Source organism: Arsenicicoccus dermatophilus, from assembly GCF_046267915.1.
Classification (GTDB): Bacteria; Actinomycetota; Actinomycetes; order Actinomycetales; family Dermatophilaceae; genus Arsenicicoccus; species Arsenicicoccus dermatophilus_A.
Genome location: NZ_CP176520.1, coordinates 1,794,786 through 1,814,391, shown reverse-complemented (window position 1 = coordinate 1,814,391; position 19,606 = coordinate 1,794,786). Strand labels below are relative to the sequence as shown.

The 19,606-nt window shown below is 73.9% G+C and carries 14 protein-coding genes; 5 read left to right on the top strand and 9 right to left on the bottom strand.

Annotation, left to right across the window (positions count from 1 at the left end; genetic code table 11):
• The first annotated feature begins 29 nt into the window (after nucleotides 1-29).
• Together ACK2IS_RS08750 and ybaK are read left to right on the top strand one after the other, a co-directional pair.
• A complete protein-coding gene (locus tag ACK2IS_RS08750) occupies nucleotides 30-1,463 on the top strand; it encodes a KamA family radical SAM protein (protein ID WP_409482959.1) in 1,434 nt (477 codons plus the stop codon).
• Between the two features lie 70 nt (nucleotides 1,464-1,533).
• Nucleotides 1,534-2,022 (top strand): Cys-tRNA(Pro) deacylase, encoded by a 489-nt coding sequence (gene ybaK / locus ACK2IS_RS08745; RefSeq protein ID WP_409482958.1) that lies wholly within the window; start codon nucleotides 1,534-1,536, stop codon nucleotides 2,020-2,022.
• A gap of 40 nt (nucleotides 2,023-2,062) precedes the next feature.
• Here ybaK and ACK2IS_RS08740 read toward each other — a convergent pair whose 3' ends face one another.
• Nucleotides 2,063-2,527: an Lrp/AsnC family transcriptional regulator gene (locus tag ACK2IS_RS08740; protein WP_409482957.1), complete on the bottom strand. Its 465-nt coding sequence runs from the start codon at nucleotides 2,525-2,527 to the stop codon at nucleotides 2,063-2,065.
• Between the two features lie 38 nt (nucleotides 2,528-2,565).
• Here ACK2IS_RS08740 and ACK2IS_RS08735 point away from each other — a divergent pair, with 38 nt between their 5' ends.
• Nucleotides 2,566-3,498 carry a 5'-3' exonuclease H3TH domain-containing protein gene (locus ACK2IS_RS08735; protein ID WP_409482956.1) on the top strand — a complete coding sequence of 311 codons (933 nt, stop codon included), beginning with the start codon at nucleotides 2,566-2,568 and terminating at the stop codon, nucleotides 3,496-3,498.
• Nucleotides 3,499-3,513: 15 nt separating this feature from the next.
• Here the strand turns inward: ACK2IS_RS08735 and ACK2IS_RS08730 are convergent, their stop codons facing one another.
• From ACK2IS_RS08730 to ACK2IS_RS08710, 5 genes are all read right to left on the bottom strand, one after another.
• On the bottom strand, nucleotides 3,514-6,339 hold the full coding sequence (locus ACK2IS_RS08730) for a DEAD/DEAH box helicase (protein ID WP_409482955.1): 2,826 nt from the start codon (nucleotides 6,337-6,339) through the stop codon (nucleotides 3,514-3,516).
• Between the two features lie 69 nt (nucleotides 6,340-6,408).
• Nucleotides 6,409-7,191 (bottom strand): twin-arginine translocase subunit TatC, encoded by a 783-nt coding sequence (tatC, locus tag ACK2IS_RS08725; RefSeq protein WP_409482954.1) that lies wholly within the window; start codon nucleotides 7,189-7,191, stop codon nucleotides 6,409-6,411.
• A 104-nt stretch (nucleotides 7,192-7,295) separates the two neighbouring features.
• Nucleotides 7,296-7,634, bottom strand: a complete 339-nt coding sequence (gene tatA / locus ACK2IS_RS08720) for a Sec-independent protein translocase subunit TatA (RefSeq protein WP_409482953.1) — start codon at nucleotides 7,632-7,634, stop codon at nucleotides 7,296-7,298.
• Nucleotides 7,635-7,754: 120 nt separating this feature from the next.
• Nucleotides 7,755-8,744: a helix-turn-helix transcriptional regulator gene (locus tag ACK2IS_RS08715; RefSeq protein ID WP_409482952.1), complete on the bottom strand. Its 990-nt coding sequence runs from the start codon at nucleotides 8,742-8,744 to the stop codon at nucleotides 7,755-7,757.
• A complete protein-coding gene (locus tag ACK2IS_RS08710; RefSeq protein ID WP_409482951.1) occupies nucleotides 8,741-9,796 on the bottom strand; it encodes a helix-turn-helix transcriptional regulator in 1,056 nt (351 codons plus the stop codon). Before ACK2IS_RS08710 ends, ACK2IS_RS08715 begins: the two co-directional genes overlap by 4 nt.
• Before the next feature lie 29 nt (nucleotides 9,797-9,825).
• Between ACK2IS_RS08710 and ACK2IS_RS08705 the strand changes: the two genes are divergently transcribed.
• Both ACK2IS_RS08705 and ACK2IS_RS08700 read left to right on the top strand, forming a co-directional pair.
• Nucleotides 9,826-10,953, top strand: coding sequence for a DUF3866 family protein (locus ACK2IS_RS08705; RefSeq protein ID WP_409482950.1), 1,128 nt, complete (start codon nucleotides 9,826-9,828; stop codon nucleotides 10,951-10,953).
• 55 nt (nucleotides 10,954-11,008) lie between these two features.
• Nucleotides 11,009-16,564: a carboxyl transferase domain-containing protein gene (locus tag ACK2IS_RS08700; RefSeq protein WP_409482949.1), complete on the top strand. Its 5,556-nt coding sequence runs from the start codon at nucleotides 11,009-11,011 to the stop codon at nucleotides 16,562-16,564.
• Between the two features lie 79 nt (nucleotides 16,565-16,643).
• Here ACK2IS_RS08700 and ACK2IS_RS08695 read toward each other — a convergent pair whose 3' ends face one another.
• The 3 genes from ACK2IS_RS08695 to pafA all read right to left on the bottom strand — a co-directional run bounded on the left by ACK2IS_RS08695 (nucleotide 16,644) and on the right by pafA (nucleotide 19,594).
• On the bottom strand, nucleotides 16,644-17,030 hold the full coding sequence (locus tag ACK2IS_RS08695) for an FKBP-type peptidyl-prolyl cis-trans isomerase (RefSeq protein WP_409482948.1): 387 nt from the start codon (nucleotides 17,028-17,030) through the stop codon (nucleotides 16,644-16,646).
• Nucleotides 17,031-17,108: 78 nt separating this feature from the next.
• On the bottom strand, nucleotides 17,109-18,149 hold the full coding sequence (locus ACK2IS_RS08690) for an FKBP-type peptidyl-prolyl cis-trans isomerase (RefSeq protein ID WP_409482947.1): 1,041 nt from the start codon (nucleotides 18,147-18,149) through the stop codon (nucleotides 17,109-17,111).
• A gap of 44 nt (nucleotides 18,150-18,193) precedes the next feature.
• Nucleotides 18,194-19,594: a Pup--protein ligase gene (pafA, locus tag ACK2IS_RS08685; protein ID WP_409482946.1), complete on the bottom strand. Its 1,401-nt coding sequence runs from the start codon at nucleotides 19,592-19,594 to the stop codon at nucleotides 18,194-18,196.
• Nucleotides 19,595-19,606 lie beyond the last annotated feature (12 nt).

Below are 19,606 nucleotides of genomic sequence, written 5' to 3'. Positions count from 1 at the left end.
GCCGCAAACCGTTCGGTAGCGTGGGGGCCATGAGTGCAATGGAGCAGCCGTATGTCTACCGCCGCCGGGAGCTGGTCGAGCCCGACTGGCGTCGTTTCCCGGGGTGGCGGGACGTCACCGACCAGGACTGGGCCAGCGCCCAGTGGCAGCGCACCCGCTGCGTCAAGAACGTCAAGCAGCTCCGCGAGCTCATGGGCGACCTGCTGACCGAGCAGTTCTACGCCGACCTCGAGCGGGACCAGGCCGAGCGGGCGACCATGTCCATGCTCGTGCCGCCGCAGATGATCAACACCATGGTCCCGGCCACCGACTGCGAGATGCCCGCCGCGGGCGAGGAGTTCACCCGGGCCTTCCTGTCCGACCCGGTCCGGCGCTACATGCTCCCGGTGTTCTCCGACCGGCGGGTGGACTGGCCGAGCCACCCCCACGCGTCGCGCGACTCGCTCCACGAGGCGGACATGTGGGTGGCCGAGGGGCTGACCCACCGCTACCCCACCAAGGTGCTCGCCGAGCTGCTGCCGACCTGCCCGCAGTACTGCGGCCACTGCACCCGCATGGACCTCGTCGGCAACTCCACGCCACAGGTCACCAAGCTCAAGCTCGCGGGCAAGCCGGTCGACCGGCTGGACGCGATGATCGACTACCTCAAGGGCACCCCGCAGGTGCGCGACGTGGTCGTGTCCGGCGGTGACATCGCCAACATGCCGTGGAAGAACGTCGAGTCCTTCCTGATGCGGCTGCTGGAGATCGACAACATCCGCGACATCCGGCTCGCCACCAAGGCGCTCATGGGTCTGCCGCAGCACTGGTCCGCGCCGGACACCGTCGAGGGCGTCGGCCGCGTCGCGTGGACCGCCGCCCGTCGCGGCGTCGGCCTGGCGATGCACACGCACATCAACAACGTGCAGTCGCTCACCCCGTCCGTGGCCACCGCCACCCGGCTGATGCACGAGGCCGGCGTCCGGTCCATCCGCAACCAGGGCGTGCTGATGCGCGGCATCAACGACAGCCCCGAGGCGCTGCTCGACCTGTGCTTCACGATGCGCGACGAGGCCGCGATCAACCCCTACTACTTCTACATGTGCGACATGATCCCGTTCAGCGAGCACTGGCGGATGTCGCTCGCCGAGGCCCAGCAGCTGCAGCACGAGATCATGGGCTACCTGCCGGGATTCGCGACGCCGCGCATCGTCTGCGACGTCCCCTTCGTCGGCAAGCGCTGGGTGCACCAGGTGGACACCTACGACACCGAGCGCGGGATCTCGCTGTGGCGCAAGAACTACCGCACCTCCATCGAGGGCGAGGACGTGGACGTCACCAGCGCCGAGTACGCCTACTACGACCCGATCTACACTCTGCCCGAGGCCGGCCAGCAGTGGTGGCGCGACACCACCGACGGCGCCGCCACCCACCGGGTCAACGAGGCGGCCGCGGCGGCCTCCCGCGAGGCCTCCCTGGTCTGAGCGCCCACCTCGCACCGCGCGGCGCCCGGTCGACCCCGTCGGCCGGGCGCAGCGGCCTACCATCGGCGGTATGGCGAGGAAGAACGGCTCCGCGGGGACGCCCGCCACGGTGGCGCTCGACCGGGCGGGCATCGCCTACCAGGTGCACGCCTACGACCACGACCCCGGCGCCGCGTCGTACGGCCTGGAGGCGGCCGAGCTCCTGGGGGTGGCCCCGGCCCGGGTCTTCAAGACCCTGGTCGCCGACACCGGCTCGGGGCTGGTGGTCGGCGTCGTCCCGGTGTCCCGCCGCCTGGACCCCAAGGCCCTCGCGGCGGCGGTGGGCGCCAAGCGCGCGCAGCTGGCCGACCCCGTCGTCGCCGAGCGCAGCTCGGGCTACGTCGTCGGGGGCATCAGCCCGGTCGGGCAGCGCAGGGCGTTGCCCACGGTCCTGGACGCCAGCGCTCACGAGCACGGCACGATCCTGGTCAGCGGCGGGCGTCGTGGCCTGGACCTGGAGCTCTCCCCCGCCGACCTGGTGAGCGTCACGCGGGCGCGGACGGCTCCCATCGCCCGCTGACCGCCCGCACGCCCGCCCGGACGCGGCCCGCGGGCCCGGCTCAGTCCGCACCCCCGGGGGTCTGGGGCGGCACCGCGGCCCGCCCCTCCCAGGCCGTCGACAGCACCACGGTGGTGCGGGTGGAGACGTTGGCCCGGGCCCGGATCAGGGCGATCAGCTCCTCGAGCGCGTGCGGAGTCGCCACCCGCACCTGCAGCAGATAGCTCATGTCTCCCGCGACCGAGTGGCAGGCCTCGATCGCGGTGACCTCCCGCAGCCGGTCCGGGATGTCGTCGGGCTCGGCCGGGTCGAGCGGGGCGATCGAGATGAACGCGGCCAGCGGGAGCCCCGCCTGCTGCTGGTCGATGCTGGCGTGGTAGCCGGTGATGACCTTGCGCTCCTCCAGGCGGCGCACCCGCTGGTGGATCGCCGAGGTGGACAGGCCGGTGGCGCGCCCCAGGTCGGTGTACGACATCCGTCCGTCGCGGGTCAGGTGATCGATGATCTGCTGGTCGACGGACTCCATCGGCACAGGATATCGGGGCCGCGCCCTACCCTGGGCCCATGTCGCGCCTGATGCTCCTGGACGCCGCCTCGTTGTACTACCGCGCGTTCTACGGCGTGCCCGACCGCCGCAAGACCCCGGACGCCCCGCCCGCCAACGCGCTGCGCGGCTTCCTGGACATGATCGCCTCGCTGGTGACCACGCACCGGCCCACCCACCTGGCGGCCTGCTGGGACGAGGACTGGCGCCCGGCCTTCCGGGTCGAGGCGATCGCGTCCTACAAGAGCCACCGTCTGGCCGCCGGCTCGACCGACGCCGAGGACACCCCGCCGGACCTGGTCCCCCAGGTGCCCGCGATCGTGGCCGCGCTCGCGGCGCTCGGCATCGCCCGCGTCGGCGCGGCAGGCTACGAGGCCGACGACGTCATCGGGACGCTGGTCCACCGGCACGCCGGGCAGCTGCCGGTGGACGTGGTGACGGGCGACCGGGATCTGTTCCAGGTCGTCGACGACCACCGGCAGGTGCGCGTGCTCTACACCGCTCGCGGCGGGGTGCGCGACGCCGACGTCGTGGACGAGGCCTACCTTCAGGCGACGTACGCGATCCCCTCCGGCCCGGCCTACGCCGACCTGGCGGTGCTGCGCGGTGACCCCTCCGACGGGCTGCCGGGGGTGCCGGGCATCGGGGAGAAGACCGCCGCCGCGCTCATCGGGACGTATGGCGACCTGCGCACCCTGCGGGCCGCCGTCGACGGGGGTGACCCGGCGCTCAAGGGCGCCCGCCGTGCCCGGCTCGAGGCGGCGGCGGACTACCTGGACGTGGCGCCGCGGGTGGTGCGGGTCGCCACCGACGTGCCGCTGCCCGGCCTCACGCTCGACTCCCTGGCGCTGCCGCGCGAGGTGGCCGACGCGCGGCTGCTGTCGCAGGTGGCGGACGAGCTCGGCGTCGGCACCAGCCTGGGTCGCGTCGTGGTGGCGCTCGGCCTGGACTGACCGGGCCCCGGGGCCTCAGTCGAGCCGGTCGGCCGCCACCACCCCGCGCATGACCGCGTCGATCGCCTGCCGGGCCGTGGCTGCCAGCGCCGGCTGCGGCGCGCACGTCGCGATCTGGCCGAGCAGGTCCACGATCTGCTTGCAGCGCCGGACGAAGTCACCGGCTGCCATGTCGCTGTCGCGCAGGCAGACCTCCAGCGTCTGCCCGGCTGCCCAGCGGTGCACCGGCCACATCATGCCGCCGTCGGGAGCCCCGGTCTCGGGCAGCTGGTGCCGGGCCTCGTGGTCGCTGATCACCGACCACAGCCGCACCATCTCGTGGTAGGCGTCGGACACGTCCTGGTTGGGCACCCGCGGGGCACCGCCGTCGGCCTCGCTCTGGCGCGGCTCGTAGATCAGCGCCGACACCACGGCCGCGAGGGAGGGCACGTCGAGCCGCTGCCAGACGCCGTGGGAGAGGCACTCGGCGGCGAGCAGGTCCTTCTCGGAGTAGAGCCGACGGAGCATGGCGCCGCTCGGCGTCACGGTCTCGCCGCGCGCGTCGAGGTAGCCGGTCTCGGCGAGCAGGTCGCAGATCCGGTCGAACTGCTTGGCCACGGAGTTGGTGCGCCCGGACACCCGGCGGCGCAGTCCCGCGGTCTCCCGGTCCAGGCGGTGGTAGCGCTCGGCCCAGCGGGCGTGGTCCTCCCGGTCGGGGCACTGGTGGCAGGGGTGGGCCTTCATGCGGCGGCGCAGCGACTCGATCGCCTGCTCCCCCGCGCTGCCGTCCGCCCCCGCCCGTCCCTTCCCCTTGCGCGGGGCCTCGTAGGGCACCTTGGCCCGGACCGTCGATGCGATGTCCTTGCGCATCTTGGTGTTGCGGGCGTTGAAGTTGCGCGGGAGCGCGATGTTGGTCGTCGGCTCGATGGGCTGGTCGACGTCGTGCACCGTGAGGCGCCGCGCCCGCCCGTCGGGGTTGACGACGAGCGGGGTGGGCGGGTTGCCCCGGGCCGCGGTGTTGGCGTTGACGACGATCGCCATACCGGTGTGCCGTCCCTCCCGCATCGCGAAGACGTCGCCCTCGCGCAGGTCCGCCAGCGACTGCTCGATCGCCGCCCGCCGCGAGGACGAGCGCTCCTTGGCCAGGGACTTCTCCAGGTGCCGGATCTGCTCGCGGAAGCCGGAGTACTCCGCGAAGTCGCCCAGGTGGCAGGTCATCGCCTCGCGATAGCCCGCCAGCGCCTCGTCGTTGCGGCGGACCTGCGCGGCCAGTCCCACCACCGCCCGGTCGGCCTGGAACTGCGCGAAGGAGGTCTCCAGGATCTCCCGCGCGTCCTGACGACCCACCCGCCGGACCAGGTTGACGGCCATGTTGTACGTCGGGCGGAAGGAGGAGTTCAACGGATAAGTCCGGGTGGCGGCCAGCCCGCCGACGGCGAGCGGGTCGACGCCGCGGGACCACACGACGACCGCGTGGCCCTCGACGTCGATGCCGCGGCGCCCGGCGCGGCCGGTGAGCTGGGTGTACTCCGCCGGGGACAGCTCGACGTGGGCGTCGCCGTTGAACTTCACGAGCTTCTCGAGCACCACCGTGCGGGCTGGCATGTTGATCCCGAGCGCCAGCGTCTCGGTGGCGAAGACCGCGCGGATCCGCCCCGCCGTGAACAGCTCCTCGACGATCTCGCGGAAGGTCGGCAGCATCCCTGCGTGGTGCGCGGCGTAGCCCCGCGACAGCGCCTCGACGAAGTCGTGGTGGCCGAGCACCCCCAGGTCGCCGTCGCCGACGCCGGCCACCCGCTCCTCGACGAGCCGCCGGATCCGGGCGCCCTCGTCGGCGGGCACCAGCCGTACGTCCTGGGCCAGCAGCTGGGCGACCGCGGCCTCGCACCCGGCCCGGCTGAAGATGAAGGTGATGGCCGGCAGCAGCCCGTCGCGCTCCAGGCGGGCGATGACCTCCGCCCGCGAGGCCGCTCCCCCGGGCCGGCTCCCCCGCGTCCCGCCCTCGGCGTACGGCGAACCGCCGGCCGGTGCCGTGCCGGCCCCGCGACCGCGGCCCCGGGACCCCCACGGGTCGTTGGCGCGGCTGGTCGACCGGGGTCCGCGTCCCGCACCCCAGGCGCCGCGCTCCAGCGACTGCAGCCGCTGGACCAGGTCGGGGTTGACCTTGGCCATCTCGGCGGTGATCCGGTGGTGCGAGTCGCGGTCCTTGCCGATGACCGAGCCGCCGGCGTCGACGAAGAGGTCGAAGAGCTCGCGGCCCACCATCATGTGCTGCCACAGCGGCACCGGCCGGTGCTCGGACACGACGACCGCGGTGTCGCCGCGCACCTCGCCGAGCCAGGCGCCGAACTCCTCGGCGTTGCTCACGGTGGCCGACAGGGAGATCACCTGCACCGCCTCGGGCAGGTGGATGATGACCTCCTCCCACACGGCGCCCCGGAAGCGGTCGGCGAGGTAGTGCACCTCGTCCATGACGACGACGCCCAGGTCGTGCAGGGACGAGCTCCCGGCATACAGCATGTTGCGCAGGACCTCGGTGGTCATCACCACGACCGGGGCCTCGCCGTTGACCGAGGAGTCGCCGGTGAGCAGCCCGACCCGGTCGGCGCCGTGCCGGGCGACCAGGTCGTGGAACTTCTGGTTGGACAGCGCCTTGATGGGCGTGGTGTAGAACGCCTTGCGTCCCGTCGCGAGGGCCAGGTGGACGCCGAACTCCCCCACGATCGTCTTGCCGGCGCCGGTCGGGGCGGCGACCAGCACCCCGTGCCCGTCCTCCACGGCGGCGCAGGCCTCCAGCTGGAAGTCGTCGAGCGGGAAGGCGAAGCCGGAGCAGAAGTCGTCCAGGTGGGGATGGCGGGGCATGCCTGCAGGCTACGCGAGGGCACCGACGGACCCGGGCAACGGCCAGAGCCGGACCCGCGTCCGGATTCCTCAGAGGTCGGTCGCCCGGATGTCGGAGGCCTCGTCGTCGGCGAGGTGGTCGTAGCTCTGGCGGCGACGGGCCCGGCGGGCGTCGATCACCCGCGCCACGGCATACGCCCCGAAGTAGAGGCCGACCAGCGGCAGCGCCAGCGCGAACATCGTCCACGGGTCCGGCGTCGGCGTCATCATCGCGGCGAAGGTGAAGATGAGCACCACCGCGATCCGCCAGCCCTTGAGCATGACCGAGGCGGGCAGGACGTGGATGACGTTGAGCGCGACCAGGAGCACGGGCAGCAGGAAGGCCAGCCCGAAGCTGAGGATGAAACGGGTGACCCACGTCAGGTAGTAGTCCGCGGGCAGGATGTTGGAGGCGCCCATGGGCGTGAACTCCAGCAGCACCTCGATCGCCTTGGGCAGCGCGTAGAGCGCCCCCCAGCAGCCGAGGAGGAACAGCGGGACCGCGGCCAGGATGAAGGCCAGGGCGGTGTTGCGCTCGCGCTTGTGCAGCCCTGGCACGATGAAGGCCCAGATCTGCCACAGCCACACCGGGCTGGCCAGGATGATGCCGACGAAGAACGCGACCTTGAGCTTGAGCGAGAAGGCGCCGGTGACGTCCTGGAAGGACAGGATCACGTTGGCGTGTCGCGCGGCGGCCGACAGCCGCAGCGGCTCGGTGAGCCGGAGCACGAGCTGGTCGTAGTAGATCCAGCCGATGACCGACGCCAGGCAGATGGCGACGGCGGCGACGACCACCCGGTTGCGGAACTCGCGCAGGTGGTCGGCGAGCGACATCCGACCCTGGGGGTCACGAGGTCGGCGCCGGGGCAGGCGGGGACCCGGGCGCCGCGCGGGGCGGGTGGCGGAGGCGGACCCCGTCATGGTGGTGACGGCCGGGATCAGGCGCGGGGAGCGGTGTCGTCGCCCTCGCGGCGGTACCGCACGCCGTCGATCACGACGTGGTCGTCGCCGGTCGCCTTGCTCGCCCCGCCGGGGCCCGCGGTCTCGGTGCGGGTGGTGGTCGTGGTGCGCTCGGTCACCACGTCGCCGTCCACGGTCGTGCGGGCGGCGTCGGACTTGCCGTCCTTGTGCATCTCGTCGACCTCGGTCTTGAAGATCCGCAGGGACCGGCCCAGGCTGCGCGCGGCGTCGGGGAGCCGGTTCGCGCCGAAGACCAGCAGGATGACGATGATGAGGATGACGAGGTGCCAGCCCTCGAACAGGCCACGGATGCCCATGAGTCGTGCCTTCCGGTCGATGTGGGGTGGATCTGCGAGCGTCATCCTACGGGTGTCAACCCCTGCGGCGACCGTTCCCCGTGAACTCCGGGTGACCGCCGTATGACGCCTCGGAGCGGCTCAGGCGTAGTGCGCCAGGGCCGCGCGGGCCTCGGCCGCCACCTCGGCGCGCAGGGTCTGCGGGGAGCGGACCCGCGCCGACCCGCCGAGGCGCAGCAGCAGCCGCCGCAGCCAGGCGGTGTCGCCGGTCGCGATGGTGACCTCGAGGCCGCCGTCCGGGGTCTCGGCGACGTCCTCGCAGGGGTAGTAGTCGTGCACCCAGCGCGCGTCGGGAGCCAGGTCGAGCACCACCCGCAGGTCGTCCTCGTCGGGCCGGAAGATCCCGGCGTCCAGGTCCCGCGGGCGCGCCGACGCCGGCGGCGTGCCGTCGACGTCGAGCACCTGGAGCCCGGCGATCCGGTCGACGCGGAAGAGCCGCACGTCCCGGGCGCGGTGGCACCAGGCCTCGAGGTACCACGGGCCGTCCACGTTGACCAGGCGCATCGGGTCGACGTCCCGCTCGGTGGTCTCGTCCCGGCTGGGCACGTCGTAGGACAGGTGCACGCGCCGGCGGTCGGCGAGGGCCTGCCGCAGCGCGACGAGGTGCTCCTCGGCGACGGCCCGGTCCACCGACTCCAGCCCGATGTCCACGGTGACGTTGGCGGCCCCGGCCATCCGGGAGGTGGCCGAGGTCGCGGCCTCCAGCTTGGCCAGCGCCCGCTCCACGGCGTCGCGCTCCCCCAGCCCGGGCACGGCCGCGAGGGCGCGCAGCCCGACCATCAGGGACAGCGCCTCGTCGACGCCGAGGCGCAGCGGCCGGGCGATGGTGTCGGCGTTGGACAGGTAGACGCGCCCGTCCTCCCACTGCGCGTCGATGAGGTCGTCGTGGTAGCCGCCGGGCGTCCCGCACAGGAAGAGCAGGGCGAGGTCGGCCTCGAGCTGGGCCCGGGAGACGCCGAACTCCCTTGCGGCGACGTCGATCTCGACCCCCTGGTGGCGCAGCAGCCAGGGGACCATGGTGAGCAGCCGGTCGAGGCGGGCGGTGGCCGGCTCGTTCATGTCGACGTTCATGCGTCCTCCTGCCCGGCGGCACGGGACCCGGCGGCACCAGGTCCGCCATCTGGGGGGTCACCGGGACCCGCCGCGGCGGCCAGGGCTCCCTGCAGGCGCTCGACCACCGCGGCGCGCAGCTCGGGCGGGCTCACCGCCGCCACCGAGGCGCCGTGCCCGGCCAGCTCGTCGGCGAGGCGGGCGACGTCCCCGACGGCCAGGACCAGCTCGTCCCACCCGTCGCCGCCCGCGCGCACCGAGGTGGCCCGTCGGCGCAGCGCGTGCCCGCAGCCGGCGCGGACCCGGACCACGCCGGTGGTGGGTGCGGCGTCGGCGGACTGGGCGGAGATCATGGCGACCGCGTCGTGGTCCGGTGGCACGTCGTAGCTGCCGGGGCGGCCCGCCCAGGCGATGGCTCCCTCGACCCGGCCGAGTCGGAAGACCCTTGGGGCCTGACGGTCCAGGTCCCAGCCGGTGAGGTACCACCGCCCGTGCCAGGCGGCGATGGCCCAGGGCCGGACCTGGCGGGTGGCCACCTCGCCGGTGCGGCCGGTGCGATAGGCGAACCGGACGGGGCGGCGCTGCAGCACCGCGTCCTTGGCCCGGGCGAAGGACGGCTCGGTCGTCCGCACCCGCGGCTCCAGGCCGATGATGCTGGCGTCGTCGCGCTCGACCCCCGCCGCGGCGAGCTTGCGCAGGGCCTGGGCGGCCGGTCCGGCGAGGGAGGCCTGGGCCCAGGTGCGGGCGGCCAGGCCGAGGACGGCGAGCTCGTCGGCCTCCAGGCTCAGCTCGGGCAGGGCGTACTCCCGGTCGTCGATCCGGTAGCCCTCCTCGTCCTCGAAGAACGGGTCGATCTGCTCGGTGACCAGCGGGATCCCCAGTGCGCGCAGCTCGTCCTTGTCCCGCTCGAACATCCGGTCGAAGGCCTCGTCGGTGGCCGCCTCGCCGTACTGCGGGACCGCCTCGCGGATCTTGGACTTGGGCAGCGGGCGGCGGGTGTAGAGCAGACAGATGACGAGGTTGAGCAGGCGCTCGGTCTTGGCCGCGCTGACGGGGGTCCGGGCCTGGGCCACGAGGCCTCCCTTCGGGCTACGGTGGTCGCGTGATCCGCTGGCGCACCGCTGTCGTCGACGCCGTCCGGGCCGAGTGGCCCGGCGCCGTCGAGTATGCCGTAACGGTGTTCGAACGTACGGGTTATGACGCCGCAGCGTGTCAGGTCGTCGCTGTGGGTTATACCTCCGTGGTGGGCCGCGCCGAGCCCGGGGACCGGGTGCTGCTCAACGTCTCGGCGCTGCAGCGCGGACTCGGGACGGGGGGGATGGCGCTGGTCGTCGCCATACCGGATCGCCTCCCCCCGGACCCGCCCACGGGTCCGGGTCACGTGGTCAAGGCCCGCTACACCCCCACCCAGGCGATGCTCCTCGGGGTGGACGAGCAGGAGAGCCCGCACCACGCACTGCTCGCCGACGCCGACTCCGTCGACGGTATGCCGGTGGTCGTCGCCGACCTGCACTCGGCGCTGCCCGCCGTCGTCGCCGGCATCCGCGCCACCCGCCCCGACGCGCGGGTGGCCTACGTGATGACCGACGGCGGGGCGCTGCCCGCGGCCTTCAGCCGCACCGTCGCGGGGCTGCGCGAGGCCGGGTGGCTGACCGCCTGCCTGACGACCGGCCAGGCCTACGGCGGGGACCACGAGGCGGTCACCGTGCACACCGGGCTGCTCGCGGCGCGTCTGGTCGAGCACGCCGACGTCGCGGTCGTCGCCCAGGGCCCGGGCAACCTCGGGACGGGCACCCGGTGGGGCTTCTCGGGGGTGGCCGCGGGCGAGGCGGTCAACGCCGCGCACGTGCTCGGCGGGCGGGCCGTGGCGTCCTTGCGGGTGTCCGAGGGCGATGCCCGGGAACGCCACCAGGGGGTGAGCCACCACTCGCTGACGGCCTACGGCCGGGTCGCGACGGCGCCCGCCGACGTGCCGGTGCCGGGCGAGGACTCCCCCGTCGCCCGCCGGGTGCGCCGCCAGGCGCAGGAGCTGTGCGCCGGCTCCGGCGGCCGGCTCACCCTGCACGAGGTCCCCACGGACGGGCTGGACCAGGCGCTGACCGCCTCCCCGGTGCCGCTGCGGACCATGGGCCGGGGCCTGCGGGAGGACCGGGCCGCGTTCGTCGCGGCGGCGGTGGCCGGGCGGCACGCGGCCACCCTGAGCGAACGCGCGAGTAACCCGACCGGGTGACTAGCCTCCTCGGGTCACGTGGCCCAGGCCACACCGAGACCGAGGAGCCGCCCGGATGTTCACCCGCATCGCGATCGTCAACCGGGGTGAGGCCGCCATGCGACTCATCCACGCCGTCCGCGACCTGAACGCGTCGACGGCCGCCGACGAGCCGCGGGCCCGGACCATCGCGCTGCACACGGACGGCGAGCGGCGCGCGATGTTCGTGCGGGAGGCCGACGAGGCCTACGACCTGGGACCGGCCTCGGCGCGGCCCTACCTCGACCACGCCGTGCTGGAGCGCGCCCTGCGCGAGACCGGCGCCGACGCCGTGTGGGTGGGCTGGGGCTTCGTGGCCGAGGACCCGGCCTTCGCCGAGCTGTGCGGCCGCCTCGGGGTGACCTTCGTCGGGCCGAGCCCGCAGGCCATGCGCCGGCTCGGGGACAAGATCGGCTCCAAGCTCCTCGCCGAGGAGGTCGGCGTGCCCGTCGCCGACTGGAGCCGCGGCGGCGTGGACACGGTCGAGGACGCGCTGGCCCAGGCCGAGCGGATCGGCTACCCGCTCATGCTCAAGGCCACGGCGGGCGGCGGCGGGCGCGGCATCCGCACGGTCACCGGCCCCGAGGAGCTCACCGCGGCCTACCAGCTCACCCGCGACGAGGCCACCCGGGCCTTCGGCAACGGCACCGTCTTCCTGGAGCGGATGGTCACCGGCGCCCGCCACGTCGAGGTCCAGGTCATCGCCGACGCCCACGGCACCGCCTGGGCGCTCGGGGTCCGCGACTGCTCGGTCCAGCGCCGCAACCAGAAGGTCGTCGAGGAGTCCGCCTCCCCCGTCCTGGCCCCCGAGCAGGTGGCCGAGCTCAAGGCCAGCGCCGAGCGGCTCGCACTCGCGGTGGACTACTGCGGCGCGGGCACGGTCGAGTTCCTCTACCACCCGGCCGAGCGCTTCTTCGCCTTCCTCGAGGTCAACACCCGCCTGCAGGTGGAGCACTCGATCACCGAGGTCACCACCGGCACCGACCTGGTCCGGCTGCAGCTGCACGTCGCGGCGGGCGGGCGGCTGGACGACCTGTCGCCGGTGCGCCCCACCGAGACCGGGCACGCCATCGAGGCCCGGCTCAACGCCGAGGACCCGGACCGCGACTTCGCTCCCGCCCCCGGCCGGATCGCCCTGCTCGAGCTGCCTGCCGGCCCCGGCGTGCGCGTCGACACCGGCGTGGCCGAGGGCGACACGATCCCCGCCGACTTCGACTCGATGATCGCCAAGGTCATCGCGAGCGGGCGGGACCGGGCCGAGGCGCTGGCCCGGCTGCGGCGCGCCCTGCAGGAGACCACCGTCGTCGTCGAGGGCGGCGCCACCAACAAGTCCTTCGTGCTCGACCTGCTCGACCAGCCCGAGGTCGTCGACGGCAGCGCCGACACCGGCTGGGTCGACCGGGTCCGCGCCCAGGGCCGCCTCGTCGACCACCGGCACAGCGGCGCCGCGCTGGTGGCGGCCGGGATCCGGGCCTACGAGGCGGACGAGGCCATCGCCCGCGCCCGGCTGCTCGAGACCGCCCGCGGCGGCCGCCCTCAGCTGCAGCACGAGCCGGGCCGACGGATCGAGACGAGCCTGCGCGGGACGACATACGGCCTGCGGGTCGCCCGCACCGGCCACCACCGCTATCGCGTGGTCGTCGACTCCCCCACCGGCGCGCACACCGTCGAGGCGGACCTGGAGCACCTGGACGAGCACAAGGCCCGCCTCACCCTCGGCGGCCGTCACCATCGCCTCGTCGTCGCCACCCACGGTCCGGTGCAGCTGGTCGAGGTCGACGGCGTCACCCACCGGATCTCCTTCGACGAGGGCGGCGTCCTGCGCTCGCCCACCCCGGCCCTGGTCGTCGCCACCCCGGTGGCCGCGGGGGCCGAGGTCGCGGCCGGCGCCCCCGTGCTGGTGCTGGAGTCCATGAAGATGGAGACCGTCCTGCCCGCGCCCTTCGCGGCGCGGGTGCGCGAGGTGCTCGTCGCCACCGGCAGCCAGGTCGAGACGGGCACGCCCCTGGTGCGCCTGGAACCGATCGAGGAGGAGCCGACCGCGACCCCGGCGGCCGGGCCGACCGCGGACGTCGACCTGGACCTGCCGGGCGAGCAGCCTGCTGCCGATCCCGCGGCCCGTCGTCGCGCGGACCTGCTCGGCCTGGTCCTCGGCTACGACGCCGACCCGCAGGACGAGCGCCGCGCGCTGACGGCCTACCTCGCCGAGCGGGACCGGCTCGCCGCCACCGGCTCGGCCCCGGTCGCCGAGGAGCTGGAGCTGCTCGAGGTCTTCGCCGACCTGGCCGAGCTGTCCCGCAACCGGCCGGCGGGCGAGGACCTGCACCTGGAGAACCGCGTCCACAGCCCCCGGGAGCACCTGCACACCTACCTGCAGAGCCTGGACGCCGACCGCGCCGAGCTGCCCGAGACCTTCCGCACCCGCCTCGCCGCCGTGCTCGCGCGCCACGGGGTCACCACGCTGGAGCGCACCCCCGAGCTGGAGCAGGCTGTCTTCCGGATCGTCACCGCCCAGCAGCGCTCGGCCCCCGACGTCGCCGCGGTCACCGCCCTGCTCCAGCGGTGGAGCACCGAGCCTGCGCCCGCGCCCCCGGTCGACGCCCGGGCCCGCGAGGCGCTCGACCACCTGGTCCGCGCCACCCAGCTGCGCCACCCTGTCGTGGGCGAGCTCGCCCGCAGCGTGCGCTACCGGTGGTTCGAGCAGCCACAGGCGGCCGCCCGCCGCGGCGCGCTGCTCGACCGCGTGACCGCCGAGCTGGACCGGCTCGGCGCCACCGACGTCCTCCCCGGCGGCGCCGACCAGGGACGGCGCGAGGCCCTGCTGGACACCCTGGTGGCCGTGCCGGAGCAGATCGGCCAGCTCCTCGGCGCCCGCCTGGCCCGCTGCGCCGCTCCCGGCCCGCACCCCGAGGTCGTGCTGGAGGTCCTGCTGCGCCGGCACTACCGCGGCCAGGACCTCGCCGACGTCACGAGCGGCCCCTGCGTCGCGGACCCGGCGGTCGGCCTGGTGACCGGGACCTGCGAGGTCGGCCGACGGCCGACATACCTGGTCTCGGCCGCCGGCCGGCTCACCGACCTGACCCCCGGCTCGGCCCTGGCCCGGGCGCTCGCCGCCCAGGTCGCCCAGGCCCCCACGGGCCGCGAGGCCGTCGTCGACCTCTATCTCGCCTGCGCGGACCCGCACGCGGTGGCCGCCGACAACCTCGTGCACCGGCTGGCCCACCTGCCGGTCGCCCGCGCGGTGCGGCGGCTCACGGTGGGGCTGGCCGCGCCCGGCCAGCCGGTGCGCTACCTCACCGTGCGCCCCACCGAGGACGGCGCGCCGGCCGAGGACACCCTGGTCCATGGCGTCCACCCGATGGTCGGGCGACGACTGCACCTGTGGCGGCTGCGGGAGTACGCCGTCACCCGGCTCGACGCACCCGAGGACGTCCTCCTCTATCGCTGCGCCGCCCCGGACAACGACACCGACGTGCGGCTCGTCGCGCTGGCCCAGGTGCGGCATCTGACCATCGCCCGCGACGACCAGGGGCGCGTGGCAGGGCTGCCCGAGGTCGAGCGTGCCCTCGCCGACTGCCTGGAGGCGATCCGGCGGGCCCGCGCCGCGGCCGGGGCGGGCGCCCGGCACCTGGACAGCAACCAGGTGTGGCTGCACGTGTGGCAGCCCGTGGACGCCGACCTGACCGAGCTCACCGGGCTCAAGGACACGATCGCCCCGATGACCGCAGGCACGGGCGTCGAGGAGGTGCTGCTCGACGGCACCGTCGTCGGCGGCGAGGGCACCGAGATCCCCGTGGCCGCGCGGTTCTACTACCAGCCGGGCGCCGGCGTCGTCGCCTCCGTGGAGAACCCGCCGAGCGAACCGCTGCACCCGCTCGACGACTACGCCCTCAAGGTCCAGCGGGCGCGACGCCGCGGGATGGTCTACCCCTACGAGCTCGTCGACCTGATCGCGGGACGCGGGGGCACGGCGATCGAGCACGACCTGGACGAGAGCGGGCGGCTCGCGCCCGTCGACCGACCGTACGGCCGCAACCGGGCGGGGATGATCGTCGGCGTCATCTCCACCCCCACCGCGCGGCACCCCCAGGGCGTGCGGCGGGTGCTGCTCTGCGGTGACCCGCTGCGGGCCCTCGGCGCACTCGGGGAGCCCGAGTGCGCCCGCGTCATCGCCGCCCTCGACCTGGCCGAGGAGCTCGGCGTGCCGGTGGAGTGGTTCTCGCTGTCCGCGGGCGCCCGGATCTCGATGGACTCCGGCACCGAGAACCTCGACTGGGTCGCCCGGGCGCTGCGCCGGATCGTGCACTTCACCCAGGCCGGCGGTGAGATCAACGTCGTGGTGGCGGGCATCAACGTCGGCGCCCAGCCCTACTGGAACGCCGAGGCCACCATGCTCATGCACACCAAGGGCATCCTGGTGATGACCCCGGACAGCGCCATGGTGCTCACCGGCAAGCAGTCGCTGGACTTCTCCGGCGGCGTCTCGGCCGAGGACAACGTCGGGATCGGCGGCTATGACCGGATCATGGGTCCGAACGGCCAGGCGCAGTACTGGGCGCCCGACCTCGCCGGCGCCCTGCGGATCCTGATGACGCACTACGACCACGCCTACGTCGCCCCCGGCGAGCGGGGGCCGCGGTCCGCGATCACCGCCGACCCGGTGGACCGCGACGTCAGCGCCTTCCCCCACGACCCGGCGATCTCGGGCTTCGCGACGGTCGGCGAGATCTTCGGGGCGGACACCAACCCGGACCGCAAGAAGGCCTTCGCCATCCGGTCGGTCATGGCCGCGGTGGCCGACCAGGACCACGAGACCCTGGAGCGCTGGGCCGGTATGGCGGACGCGGAGACCGCCGTGGTCTGGGACGCCCACCTCGGCGGGCTGCCCGTGACGATGGTGGGCATCGAGTCCCAGCAGGTCGCGCGGCGTGGTTTCCCGCCCACCGACGGCCCGGACGCCTGGACCGCGGGCACGCTGTTCCCCCGCTCGTCCAAGAAGGTCGCCCGCGCCGTCAACGCCGCCAGCGGCAACCGGCCGGTGGTGGTCCTCGCCAACCTGTCCGGTTTCGACGGCTCCCCGGAGTCGATGCGCACCCTGCAGCTGGAGTACGGCGCCGAGATCGGCCGGGCCATCGTCAACTTCGACGGGCCCATCGTCTTCGTGGTGATCTCGCGCTACCACGGCGGGGCCTTCGTGGTGTTCTCCAAGGCGCTCAACCCGCGGATGACCGTGCTCGCCGTCGAGGGCTCCTACGCCTCCGTCATCGGTGGCGCCCCGGCCGCGGCCGTGGTGTTCCCCCGCGAGGTGGACGCCCGCACCGCCGCCGACCCGGGGGTGGTGGCGCTCGAGGAGCAGGTCGCCGCCGCCTCGGGGGCCGAGCGCGCCGACCTGGCCGCACGCCTCACCGCGACCCGCCGGGAGGTGCGCGCCGAGAAGCTCGCGGAGGTGGCGACCGAGTTCGACCGGGTGCACGACGTCCACCGCGCGGTGCAGGTCGGGTCGGTGGACGAGGTGATCGCGGCGCGCGACCTGCGACCGGCGATCGTCCGCAGCCTGCGCCGCGGGCTGGGTCTGGTGCCGCCGCCGGCCTGATCGTGAGCCGGTCCACCGCCGGACGGCCGAGGGCCCCGGGAGATCGCTCCCGGGGCCCTCGGGCGTCGTCGGTCGGACGTCAGCGCACGGCGACCAGGTCGACGACGAAGATCAGCGCCTCGCCGGGCTTGATGAGGCCACCCGCCCCACGGTCGCCGTAGGCCAGGTGCGCCGGGATGGTGAGCTTGCGGCGGCCGCCCTCGCGCATCCCGAGCAGGCCCTGGTCCCAGCCCTGGATGACCTGACCGACGCCGACCTGGAAGTCCAGCGGGGTTCCGCGGTTCCAGGAGGAGTCGAACTCCTCGCCGGTGGAGTGGGCGACGCCGACGTAGTGGGTGCTGACGGTCGAGCCGGGCGTGGCCTCGGTGCCGTCGCCCACCCAGATGTCCTCGACGACCAGGTCGGTCGGCGGCTGGTCACCCGGGAAGTCGATCTCGGGCTTGGTGGTGCTGGGGTCGAAAGGCATGGCTGCTCCTGAGGTCTGACGGACGTATGACGGGAAGGCAGCGGCGCCCGGCGGTCACCGATCGGGCGCCGCCGGGAGTCACTTGGCGCCGACGACGTCCACGACGAAGACGAGCGGCGAGTTCGGCGGGATGGTGGGCGGCATGCCCTTGGCGCCGTAGGCCTCGGCCGCGGGGGCCACGATCATGACCTGGCTGCCGATCTTGCTGCCGGTGAGGCACTTGTCCCAGGCCGGGATGACCTGCTTGACGCCGATCGGGAAGTCGGTCGGGGCCGCGCCCCGGTCGAAGCTCGAGTCGAACTTCTTGCCGTCGGCCCACAGCAGCCCGGTGTACTTCGCGGACAGCTGCTGACCGGCCTCGACGGCGGCGCCGGTGCCCTCCTTGAGGACGTACATCGTCGACTGGGTGGGGGCCGGCGTGCCGGTGGGCTTGATGGTGGCGGCCTTGTCGGCGGGGGCGGTGACCTCGGGCAGTCCGTCCTTGCTGGTGACGACCTTGCACGGGGTGCCGGACATGCCGACCTGCTTGATGTCCACGAGGGCGACCATGGTCTCGTCCGCGGTCAGACCGCTCTGCGGGTTGCGGGAGGCGATGAGCCCCGCGCCCTCGGCGGGGGCGATCGCGACCAGCACCCGCGAGCCGGCCTTCTGACCGACGATGCCGCGGGCCAGCCCGGGCAGCGTGCCGCGCATCGCGAGCTCCTCGGGCTTGCCCTTGGCGAAGGTGTCGTCGAGGGTCTTTCCGGTCTTGCCCGACGCGAGGACGACGTTGATGGTCGCGACGTCGCCGGGCTTGACGACGGCGCCGGTGCCCTCGGTGAGGGTCTGCACGGTCGTCTCCTTGACGGATACCGGGGGCTTGGCGATCGTGAGGGCCGGCTTGGTCGGGGTGCCCGCGACCGTGACGCCGGCGACAGTGCCCTTGGCGGCGGCGGTGATCGGGGTCGCGGTCGTGGCGGCCGGGGTGGCGGCCCCCGACGTGCTGCCGCTCGCGGAGGCCCCCGCGGTGGTCGTCGCCGAGGTGGTGGACGTCGTCTTGGCGTCGTTGCTCCCGCAGGCGCTCAGGGCGATCGTCGGGACGGCCAGGAGGGCCAGGGCGGTGCTGGTGCGCAGGCGCAAGAGAAGATTCCTTCGCTCGATGGGTGCGTGAGGCTGGGGGAAGCCTACGTCGTGGTCCTGGCGGTGGTCTGGACACCACCTCTGATCTGCTCGATCATGCGGTCGACACGGGGGTCCTCGTAGGTCAGCGGGTCCTTGCACAGCAGGGTGCGCTGGTGGCCGTCGTTCAGCTTGAGGTGGACCCAGTCGACGCTGTAGTCGCGCCGCGCCTCCCGCGCCGCCGTCACGAAGGCCCCGCGCAGCCGGGCCCGCGTCGTCTGCGGCGGCGTCGACACCGCCTGCTCGACCTGCTCGTCGGTGACTACCCGGGCGGCGAGACCCTTGGCCTGCAGCAGGTTGAACAGTCCTCGCGTCGGGTGCAGGTCGTGGTAGGCCAGGTCGATCTGGCGCAGCCGTGGGTGCTCCAGGCCGAGCCCGCCGCGCACGGCATACTGCTCGATCAGCCGCCGCTTGATCACCCAGTCGATCTCGGTGGCCACGTCGTCCAGGCGCCCGCTCTCGATCGCGGTCAGCACCCGCCCCCACAGGTCGAGGACGCGCTCGTGGACCGGGTCGTCCGACCCGCCGTCGGTCACGAAGTCCCGGGCCGCCTCGTAGTACGCCGTCTGCATGGCGAGGGCGCTGGTCGCTCCCCCGGCGGCGAGCGGCACCTCGGCCCGGCCGGTGGTGTCCGTGCTCATCGTGCGTATGGCGGCGCTGGTGCTCGCCAGGGTCAGGTCGGGCAGGGCCACCCCGGCCTCGACCATGCGCAGGACCAGGTCCACCGAGCCGACCTTGAGCAGGGTGGTGGTCTCGCAGAGGGTGGAGTCACCGACGATGACGTGCAGCCGCCGGAAGCGCTCGGCGTCGGCGTGGGGCTCGTCGCGGGAGTTGATGATCGGGCGGGAGCGCGTCGTGGCGCTGGCGTAGGCGTCCCACATGTGGTCGGCGCGCTGGCTGACGGCATAGGTGGGCCGGCCCTGCGGATCCACGACGAGCTTGCCCGCGCCGCAGGTGATCTGACGGCTGACGAGGAAGGGCACCAGGGTGTCGGTCACCCGGCTCAGGTCGGTGGCCCGGGAGACGAGGAGGTTCTCGTGGCAGCCATAGGTCGTGCCGGAGGAGTCGACGTTGTTCTTGAAGACGTAGACCTCGCCCTCGACCCCCTCCTCCTGCATCCGGGCCTGGGCGTCGTCGGCGAGCCCCTGGACGATCCGCTCCCCCGCCTTGTCCTGGGCGATCAGGTCGACGAGGCGGTCGCACTCGGCGGTGGCGTACTCAGGGTGGGAGCCGACGTCGAGATAGAGCCGAGAACCGTTGGCGAGGAAGGCGTTCGAGGACCGCCCCCAGGCGACGACCGAGCGGAACATGTAGCGCGACACCTCGTCGGGCGTCAGGCGCCGCTGTCCCTCGGAGGTCGCGGTGACGCCGAGCTCGGTCTCGATCCCGAAGATCCGTCGGTCCATGGACCCACCCTA

Excerpts from the sequence above, each read along its gene's own strand:
- ACK2IS_RS08750 (WP_409482959.1), top strand. The coding sequence starts at position 30 with ATGAGTGCAATGGAGCAGCCGTATGTCTACCGCCGCCGGGAGCTGGTC.
- ybaK (WP_409482958.1), top strand. The coding sequence starts at position 1,534 with ATGGCGAGGAAGAACGGCTCCGCGGGGACGCCCGCCACGGTGGCGCTC.
- ACK2IS_RS08740 (WP_409482957.1), bottom strand. The coding sequence starts at position 2,527 with ATGGAGTCCGTCGACCAGCAGATCATCGATCACCTGACCCGCGACGGA.
- ACK2IS_RS08735 (WP_409482956.1), top strand. The coding sequence starts at position 2,566 with ATGTCGCGCCTGATGCTCCTGGACGCCGCCTCGTTGTACTACCGCGCG.
- ACK2IS_RS08730 (WP_409482955.1), bottom strand. The coding sequence starts at position 6,339 with ATGCCCCGCCATCCCCACCTGGACGACTTCTGCTCCGGCTTCGCCTTC.
- tatC (WP_409482954.1), bottom strand. The coding sequence starts at position 7,191 with ATGTCGCTCGCCGACCACCTGCGCGAGTTCCGCAACCGGGTGGTCGTC.
- tatA (WP_409482953.1), bottom strand. The coding sequence starts at position 7,634 with ATGGGCATCCGTGGCCTGTTCGAGGGCTGGCACCTCGTCATCCTCATC.
- ACK2IS_RS08715 (WP_409482952.1), bottom strand. The coding sequence starts at position 8,744 with ATGAACGTCGACATGAACGAGCCGGCCACCGCCCGCCTCGACCGGCTG.
- ACK2IS_RS08700 (WP_409482949.1), top strand. The coding sequence starts at position 11,009 with ATGTTCACCCGCATCGCGATCGTCAACCGGGGTGAGGCCGCCATGCGA.
- ACK2IS_RS08695 (WP_409482948.1), bottom strand. The coding sequence starts at position 17,030 with ATGCCTTTCGACCCCAGCACCACCAAGCCCGAGATCGACTTCCCGGGT.
- pafA (WP_409482946.1), bottom strand. The coding sequence starts at position 19,594 with ATGGACCGACGGATCTTCGGGATCGAGACCGAGCTCGGCGTCACCGCG.